8 protein-coding genes and 1 tRNA gene are annotated in these 6636 nt (G+C 63.6%); 7 read left to right on the top strand and 2 right to left on the bottom strand.

The window, feature by feature from the left end; all coding sequences use genetic code 11:
* Window positions 1-226: 226 nt before the first annotated feature.
* The gene (locus IVB29_RS11715; protein WP_247503513.1) at window positions 227-1012 is read right to left on the bottom strand and encodes an SDR family oxidoreductase; all 786 of its coding nucleotides are present in this window, start codon (window positions 1010-1012) and stop codon (window positions 227-229) included.
* A 133-nt stretch (window positions 1013-1145) separates the two neighbouring features.
* Between IVB29_RS11715 and IVB29_RS11710 the strand changes: the two genes are divergently transcribed.
* Together IVB29_RS11710 and IVB29_RS11705 are read left to right on the top strand one after the other, a co-directional pair.
* On the top strand, window positions 1146-1844 hold the full coding sequence (locus IVB29_RS11710; protein ID WP_247503512.1) for a histidine phosphatase family protein: 699 nt from the start codon (window positions 1146-1148) through the stop codon (window positions 1842-1844).
* Between the two features lie 67 nt (window positions 1845-1911).
* The gene (locus tag IVB29_RS11705; RefSeq protein WP_247503511.1) at window positions 1912-2679 is read left to right on the top strand and encodes an SDR family oxidoreductase; all 768 of its coding nucleotides are present in this window, start codon (window positions 1912-1914) and stop codon (window positions 2677-2679) included.
* A 150-nt stretch (window positions 2680-2829) separates the two neighbouring features.
* On the opposite strand, the gene IVB29_RS11700 is transcribed toward IVB29_RS11705, so the two are convergent.
* The gene (locus IVB29_RS11700; RefSeq protein WP_247503510.1) at window positions 2830-4053 is read right to left on the bottom strand and encodes a serine hydrolase domain-containing protein; all 1224 of its coding nucleotides are present in this window, start codon (window positions 4051-4053) and stop codon (window positions 2830-2832) included.
* A gap of 151 nt (window positions 4054-4204) precedes the next feature.
* On the opposite strand from IVB29_RS11700, the gene IVB29_RS11695 reads away from it, so the two are divergent.
* From IVB29_RS11695 to rplA, 5 genes are all read left to right on the top strand, one after another.
* Window positions 4205-4280, top strand: a tRNA-Trp gene (locus IVB29_RS11695).
* Window positions 4281-4624: 344 nt separating this feature from the next.
* Window positions 4625-4816, top strand: coding sequence for a preprotein translocase subunit SecE (secE, locus tag IVB29_RS11690; RefSeq protein WP_027564420.1), 192 nt, complete (start codon window positions 4625-4627; stop codon window positions 4814-4816).
* The gene (nusG, locus tag IVB29_RS11685) at window positions 4816-5370 is read left to right on the top strand and encodes a transcription termination/antitermination protein NusG (RefSeq protein ID WP_007602985.1); all 555 of its coding nucleotides are present in this window, start codon (window positions 4816-4818) and stop codon (window positions 5368-5370) included. Before secE ends, nusG begins: the two co-directional genes overlap by 1 nt.
* 133 nt (window positions 5371-5503) lie before the next feature.
* Complete coding sequence (rplK, locus tag IVB29_RS11680; protein ID WP_100382430.1) at window positions 5504-5932, top strand: 50S ribosomal protein L11; 429 nt, start codon at window positions 5504-5506, stop codon at window positions 5930-5932.
* A 6-nt stretch (window positions 5933-5938) separates the two neighbouring features.
* Window positions 5939-6631 (top strand): 50S ribosomal protein L1, encoded by a 693-nt coding sequence (gene rplA, locus IVB29_RS11675; RefSeq protein ID WP_247503509.1) that lies wholly within the window; start codon window positions 5939-5941, stop codon window positions 6629-6631.
* Window positions 6632-6636 lie beyond the last annotated feature (5 nt).

The following is a 6636-nucleotide window of genomic DNA, read 5'->3' as shown; positions in this document are numbered from 1 at the left end:
CTCCGCGGAAAGACTCTGGATTGCTTCGCTGCGCTCGCAATGACGGTGTTGAAGCAGTTGTGCGCCAAGCACCGCTCTCGTGCCCCGGACGCAGCGCAGCGCCTCTTCGGCGGTGCGCTGCAGAGCCGGGGCCCATGCATCAGCGATCCGTGTGGCTTCCTGGGTCCCGGCTCTGCGCAGCAACGCTCGCGCGTTGCAGCGCGTCCGGGACACGGGACCATCTTTGCTAAACCGGCTTCCCCGCATACGGCATCGACGCCGTCAAACCGCCATCCACCGGGAAGGCCTGGCCATTCACATACGACGCCTCGTCGCTCGCCAGAAACAATCCCATCGCTGCGAGCTCGTGCGGTTGGCCGGGGCGCTTCAGCGGATTGAGCTGGCCGATCTTGTCGGCGGTGCCGCGCTCCTTGGCGCGATCGAAGATCGGCTTGGTCATGCCGGTTTCGATCAGGCCGGGGCACACCGCGTTGATGCGCACGCCGGTGCCCGTGAGCGAATACGCCGTGGTCTGCACCAGCGAGATCACGCCGGCCTTGCTTGCGGCGTAGGGATGCCCGCTGGCGCCGGCCTTGAGGCCCGCGACGGATGCGGTCAGCACGATCGCGCCGGACTGCTGCTTCACCATGTGCGGCATCGCGTGCTTCACCGCGAGGAACGGCCCGATCAGATTGACGCGCAGGACTTCCTGCCACTGCTCGACGGTTTGCTCGCCGAGCGGCACGAGCCCGCCGGAGATGCCGGCATTGGCCCAGATCACGTCGAGCCTTCCATGCGTCTTCACCACCTTGTCGATCACGGCGATCACGTCGGTCTCGGAGCCCGCGTCCGCGATCATGGCTTCGGCGACACCGCCGGCCTTCTTCACCTCGTCGACGGTCTCCTTCACCGCCTCGGTGCGATCGACCGCGATCAGTTTCGCACCTTCTTTGGTGAACAGGAGTGCTGCCGCGCGACCGATGCCGCTGCCGGCGCCGGTGATGATGACGGATTTGCCTTGCAGGCGGCCCATGCGTTTCTCCCTTTGGATCCTGCGCGACGCTTGCCGCGCCACGGAATTTCAAACAGAATTTGAAACAGTAAAGTGTCTTGAGACACGTTCGCACCTGACGTACAGCGACATCACACGGGATGGAAGGGCTTCAATGGCAACCGCAGACAAGCCGAATGTGGTCACGACGCGCTGGTGGTGGGTTCGTCATGCGCCGGTGCGCAATGACGGCGGCAATATCTACGGACAAGCCGATCTCGCCTGCGACACCAGCGATACCTACGTGTTCAATGCTGTTGCCAAGGTGCTGCCACGCAAGGCGGTCTGGTATTCGAGCAATCTGATGCGCACGCACCAGACCGCGGAAGCGATCTGGGCAGCCGGCTACCCGAAGCCTGCGTCGATGCCATGGGAAGCGGACCTCGCCGAGCAAAATCTCGGGAAATGGCAGGGCATGAACCGCGCCGAGTTCATCGCCAGCCGCCCCGTGGGTTCAAGCTGGTTTGCCGACATCAACGAGCCCGCGCCCGGCGGCGAAAGCTTCATGGATCTCTATAACCGCGCGCGCCGCACCATTGAGCGCATCAACAATGACGCGGCAGGCCATGACGTGATCGCGGTTGCCCACGGCGGCACCATCAAGGCCGCGCTCGGGCTCGCGCTCGATGGCCAGGTGGAGAAGGCGCTGTCGTTCGATATCGACAATTGCTCGATCACGCGGCTCGATTATTTCGCAAGCCCCGAGCGTAGCGTCTGGCGGCTGCCGATGGTGAACCAGCAGCCGTGGATCGCCGACGATGCGCATGCCGAGATGCATCAGCCGGCGGGACCGGAAGTCAAGAAGCTCGCCTGAGGCATCGTCGGTCGCGTCGACGCGGTGTAAGCTTCAGCAAAATCAAATCGTCCACTGGGAGAGAAACATGACCTTGTTCGACATGAAGGGGAAAGTTGCCGTCATCACCGGCTCGACGCGCGGCATCGGGCTTGCGATCGCCGAGCGCATGGCCGAGCACGGCGCCAAGGTCGTGATCTCCTCGCGCAAGGCCGACGTCTGCGAGCAGGTAGCCAAGGGCATCAACGACAGATTCGGCAACGGCACGGCGGTCGCGATCGCCGCCAACATCTCGTCGAAGGAAAATCTGCAAAACCTCATCGACGAGAGCAACCGCGCCTTCGGCAAGATCGACGTGCTCGTGTGTAACGCCGCGTCGAACCCGTATTACGGTCCGCTCGCCGGCATCTCCGACGATCAGTTCAGGAAAATTCTGGACAACAACATCGTCGCCAACAACTGGCTGATCTCGATGGTGGTGCCGCAGATGATCGAGCGCAAGGACGGCTCGGTGATCATCGTGTCATCGATCGGCGGCCTGAAGGGCTCGACCATCCTCGGCGCCTACGCGATCTCGAAGGCCGCCGACATGCAGCTCGCGCGCAACCTCGCTTGCGAATACGGCAAGCACAACATCCGCGTGAACTGCATCGCGCCGGGCCTGATCAAGACCGACTTTGCCAAGGCGCTGTGGGATAATCCGGAAAACCTGAAGGCCTCGACCTCGCGCTCGCCGCTCTTGCGCATCGGCACCCCCGACGAGATCGCGGGCGCAGCCGTGTTCCTGGGCTCCGCAGCCGGCGACTTCATGACCGGCCAGACCATGGTGATTGACGGCGGCGCTACGATTAGTTGAGGCGATACTCTCGTGTCCCGGACGCGGTGCGGCGCAAGGCGCCGCTCCGCAGAGCCGGGACCCAGAAGGCCGAACTCGAGATCGCGGAGACGTGGGCCCCGGCTCAGCGACGCACCGCTACGCGCTGCGTCGCGTCCGGGGCACGAGAGATCAATCCACCGCCGCGTAAACCAGATCCCGCACCAGCGTGCGCGTAAGGTCGCGCTGTCCCGGGCCCTGGCTCATGAACACCGTGAACAGATCCTCCTTCGGATCGATCCAGAAGAACGTGCCGGCAATGCCGCTCCAGAAATACTGGCCGACGCTGCCCGGGAAGGGCGCGATGCCGGCCTCGCGGCGGACGGCGAAGCCGAGACCGAAGCCGTGGCCGGGCGACAGCAGCGTGCCGTTGGTCACGACATCAGGCCCGAGATGATCGGACGCCATCAGCTCCAGCGTCTTGCGGCCGATGATCCTGTTGCCGTCGAGCGTACCGCCATTGCGCAGCATCAGCGCGAAGCGGGTATAGTCCATCGTCGTCGAGACGAGACCGCCGCCGCCGGATTCCATGATCGGCTGCTCGAGCATGTTGAAGAGAGAGACCTTGTCGCCGGTCCAGGGATCGGCTTCGAATGGCTGGGCGAGCCTGTTGGCATTGGCCTCGGATGTCGAGAAGGCGGTCTCGGTCATCTGGAGCGGCGCGAGGATGCGGTCAGCGAGGTACGCGCCGAGCGATTTGCCGCCGACGACTTCGATGATGCGGCCGAGAATGTCGGTGGAGCGGCTGTAGTTGAACTCGTCGCCGGGATGGCAGACCAGCGGGAAGCTCGCGACCAGCGTGGCGTGCTCGGCATTGGTGATCTTGCGGCTGCGGACGCGGGACTCCTGATAGAGCTTGTGCACGGGACCGTCGCCCTGATGCTCGTAGGTGAGACCCGAGGTGTGGCGGAGCAGGTCCTGCACCGTCATCGGCCGCTTCGGCGGAACCAGCTCCAGCTTACCGCCGCTGACGAGGCCGACCTTTTGGTTGGCAAATTCGGGAATGAACTTGGCGACCGGGTCGCTCAGGAGGAGATGGCCATCCTCGACCAGTGTCATGATGCCGACCGACACGATCGGCTTGGTCATCGAGAAGATCCGGAAGATCGAATCAAGCGCCATCGGCGTGGACCCGGCCGGGCTCTGCTTGCCTAGCGCCTCGAACCAGCCCACCTGGCCGCGCCGGGCCACCAGCACCGTGACCCCGGGGATGGTTCCCTTGTCGATCTCGCGCTTGAACGCATCCGACATCGCCTGGAGGCGAGGGCGCGACAGGCCCAGCGTCTCGGGCTTCGCTTCGGGCAGGGATGGGGTTTTCTGCGAGATCGTGGGGCGAGGGGCGGCTGTGGCGGTCATGGGCACTCCCGGTTGCTCTTATTATCGGGGGTGAACTCTGGCCCAGAAGCGGAGGCACAAACAAGCCAACGCTGCGCGCTTCACCCTTGCAATCCGGCCGTCCCCTGTGCTTGAAAGCGGCCCTGATCCGCGTGGCGACGCGAGGGTCCGTAGGAGTGTAGCTCAATTGGTAGAGCACCGGTCTCCAAAACCGGGGGTCGCAGGTTCGAGCCCTGCCACTCCTGCCAGCTAATCCCGGACGATCAGGATCAACAGGCAGGACGGTGCCGGGCTGAAAAGCTCGGATCGTGGGTTATGCGGGCCGGGTAAGCCCTTGATCCGGATCAGGTCCGCGGCAGCCGGTCCCGCGTGTCCGGGCCGAGCCACACCTTGACCTTTGGCCCCATCCGCAGTAGATACCCGGCACTCGCAGCCGGCCCGTTAGACGCGGATCTCCGGCGCGGCTTTGAAATCCCCGAACAATCGAGCCCGGTTTCCGGCTCATCCTTCGAGACAGAGGGCTGGGCCAACGGCGGCTGTTCGGATCCCTGAAATTCATTCGCGTCTGTCAACGGACGTTGGACATCAAACGATGGCAGTCAGCCCGTTCAAGTTCTTGCAGGAAGTGCGCTCGGAGACCGCCAAGGTCACCTGGCCGACCCGTCGTGAGACCACGATCACCACCATCATGGTGTTCGTGATGGTCGCCGTGGCCTCGGTGTTCTTCTTCGCCGCCGACCAGATCATCCGCTATCTCATCACCTTCCTTCTGGGCATTCACTGATGGCTACAGCAACCGCTCAATTGTCCGATAAGCGCTGGTACATCGTCCACGCCTATTCGAACTTCGAGAAGAAGGTCGCCGAATCGATCCGCGAGCAGGCCAAGCAGCGCGGGCTCGAGGAGCTGTTCGAGCTGGTGCTGGTTCCGACCGAGAAGGTCACGGAAGTGCGCCGCGGCCGCAAGATCGACGCCGAGCGCAAGTTTTTCCCCGGCTACGTGCTGGTGAAGATGAAGCTGACCGACGAGGCGTTTCATCTGATCAAGAACACGCCGAAGGTCACGGGCTTCCTCGGCGCCGAGAACAAGCCGATGCCGATCTCGGAAGCAGAGGCCATGCGCATCCTGCACCAGGTGCAGGAAGGCGTGGAACGGCCGAAGGCGTCGGTGTCGTTCGAGATTGGCGAGAACGTGCGCGTGGCCGATGGCCCGTTCGCTTCGTTCTCGGGTGTCGTCGAGGAAATCGACGAAGCGCGCTCGCGCGTGAAGGTCGCGGTGTCGATCTTCGGCCGCGCCACGCCGGTCGAACTGGAATTCGGTCAGGTCGAGAAGGTCTGATCGGATAACGCGGGAGACCGAAAGGTCTCACGCAGCAAGAGGCCGTGGGAGGGAGAGGGCGGTTGCCAGCCGCATCCGACCCAGACCACGAACCTGAAACCGCCGGCTTAGGCCGGCACAACAGGAGTGATACATGGCAAAGAAAGTGACCGGATACCTGAAGCTTCAGGTCCCGGCCGGTGCGGCGAATCCCTCGCCCCCGATCGGTCCCGCGCTTGGTCAGCGCGGTCTCAACATCATGGAGTTCTGCAAGGCGTTCAACGCCCAGACCCAGAAGGAAGAGAAGAACACCCCGATTCCCGTCGTGATCACGATCTACGCCGATCGTTCGTTCACGTTCGAGATGAAGACCCCCCCGATGTCCTTCTTCCTCAAGCAGGCCGCCAAGATCCAGTCCGGTTCGAAAGCTCCGGGCCGTGACAAGGCCGGCGCGGTGACCAAAGCGCAGGTGCGCGAGATCGCCGAGAAGAAGATGAAGGATCTCAATTGCGACACCGTCGAATCGGCCATGAAGATGGTCGAGGGCTCTGCCCGTTCGATGGGTCTTGAAGTGGCGGGGTAAGGGCTCATGGCAATCGGAAAGCGTTTGAACAAAGCCCGGGAAGGTGTTGACCGCGAAAAGCTTTACCCGCTCGCGGACGCCATCAAGATGGTCAAGGAACGCGCGAAAGCGAAGTTCGACGAGACCATCGAGGTCGCGATCAATCTCGGCGTCGATCCTCGTCACGCCGACCAGATGGTCCGCGGTGTCGTGACCCTGCCGAACGGCACTGGCCGTACGCTCCGCGTCGGCGTGTTCGCCCGCGGCGCCAAGGCTGATGAAGCCAAGGCTGCAGGTGCCGATGTCGTCGGCGCTGAAGACCTGGTCGAGAAGGTGCAGAACGGCACGATCGAGTTCGATCGTTGTATTGCGACCCCCGACATGATGCCGCTGGTCGGCCGTCTCGGTAAGGTGCTGGGCCCGCGCGGCCTGATGCCGAACCCGAAGATCGGTACCGTGACCATGGACGTCACCGGTGCGGTGAAGGGTGCCAAGGGCGGCTCGGTCGAGTTCCGTGTCGAGAAGGCCGGCATCTTGCAGGCCGGCGTCGGCAAGGCCTCGTTCTCCGAGGAGAAGCTGGTTGAGAACATCAAGGCTCTGGCCGATGCTGTCTCGAAGGCGAAGCCGGCCGGTTCCAAGGGCACCTACATCCAGCGCGTTGCGGTGTCCTCGTCGATGGGCCCCGGCGTGAAGGTCGAGCCGGGCACCATTCTCGGCTAAGGTTT

Source organism: Bradyrhizobium sp. 1, from assembly GCF_023073315.1.
GTDB lineage: Bacteria > Pseudomonadota > Alphaproteobacteria > Rhizobiales > Xanthobacteraceae > Bradyrhizobium.
The sequence above is the reverse complement of the archived record's forward strand: the minus strand, read 5'-3'. Positions and strand labels throughout refer to the sequence as shown.

Excerpts from the sequence above, each read along its gene's own strand:
- IVB29_RS11715 (WP_247503513.1), bottom strand. The coding sequence starts at position 1,012 with ATGGGCCGCCTGCAAGGCAAATCCGTCATCATCACCGGCGCCGGCAGC.
- IVB29_RS11700 (WP_247503510.1), bottom strand. The coding sequence starts at position 4,053 with ATGACCGCCACAGCCGCCCCTCGCCCCACGATCTCGCAGAAAACCCCA.
- nusG (WP_007602985.1), top strand. The coding sequence starts at position 4,816 with ATGGCTACAGCAACCGCTCAATTGTCCGATAAGCGCTGGTACATCGTC.
- IVB29_RS11705 (WP_247503511.1), top strand. The coding sequence starts at position 1,912 with ATGACCTTGTTCGACATGAAGGGGAAAGTTGCCGTCATCACCGGCTCG.
- rplA (WP_247503509.1), top strand. The coding sequence starts at position 5,939 with ATGGCAATCGGAAAGCGTTTGAACAAAGCCCGGGAAGGTGTTGACCGC.
- rplK (WP_100382430.1), top strand. The coding sequence starts at position 5,504 with ATGGCAAAGAAAGTGACCGGATACCTGAAGCTTCAGGTCCCGGCCGGT.
- secE (WP_027564420.1), top strand. The coding sequence starts at position 4,625 with ATGGCAGTCAGCCCGTTCAAGTTCTTGCAGGAAGTGCGCTCGGAGACC.
- IVB29_RS11710 (WP_247503512.1), top strand. The coding sequence starts at position 1,146 with ATGGCAACCGCAGACAAGCCGAATGTGGTCACGACGCGCTGGTGGTGG.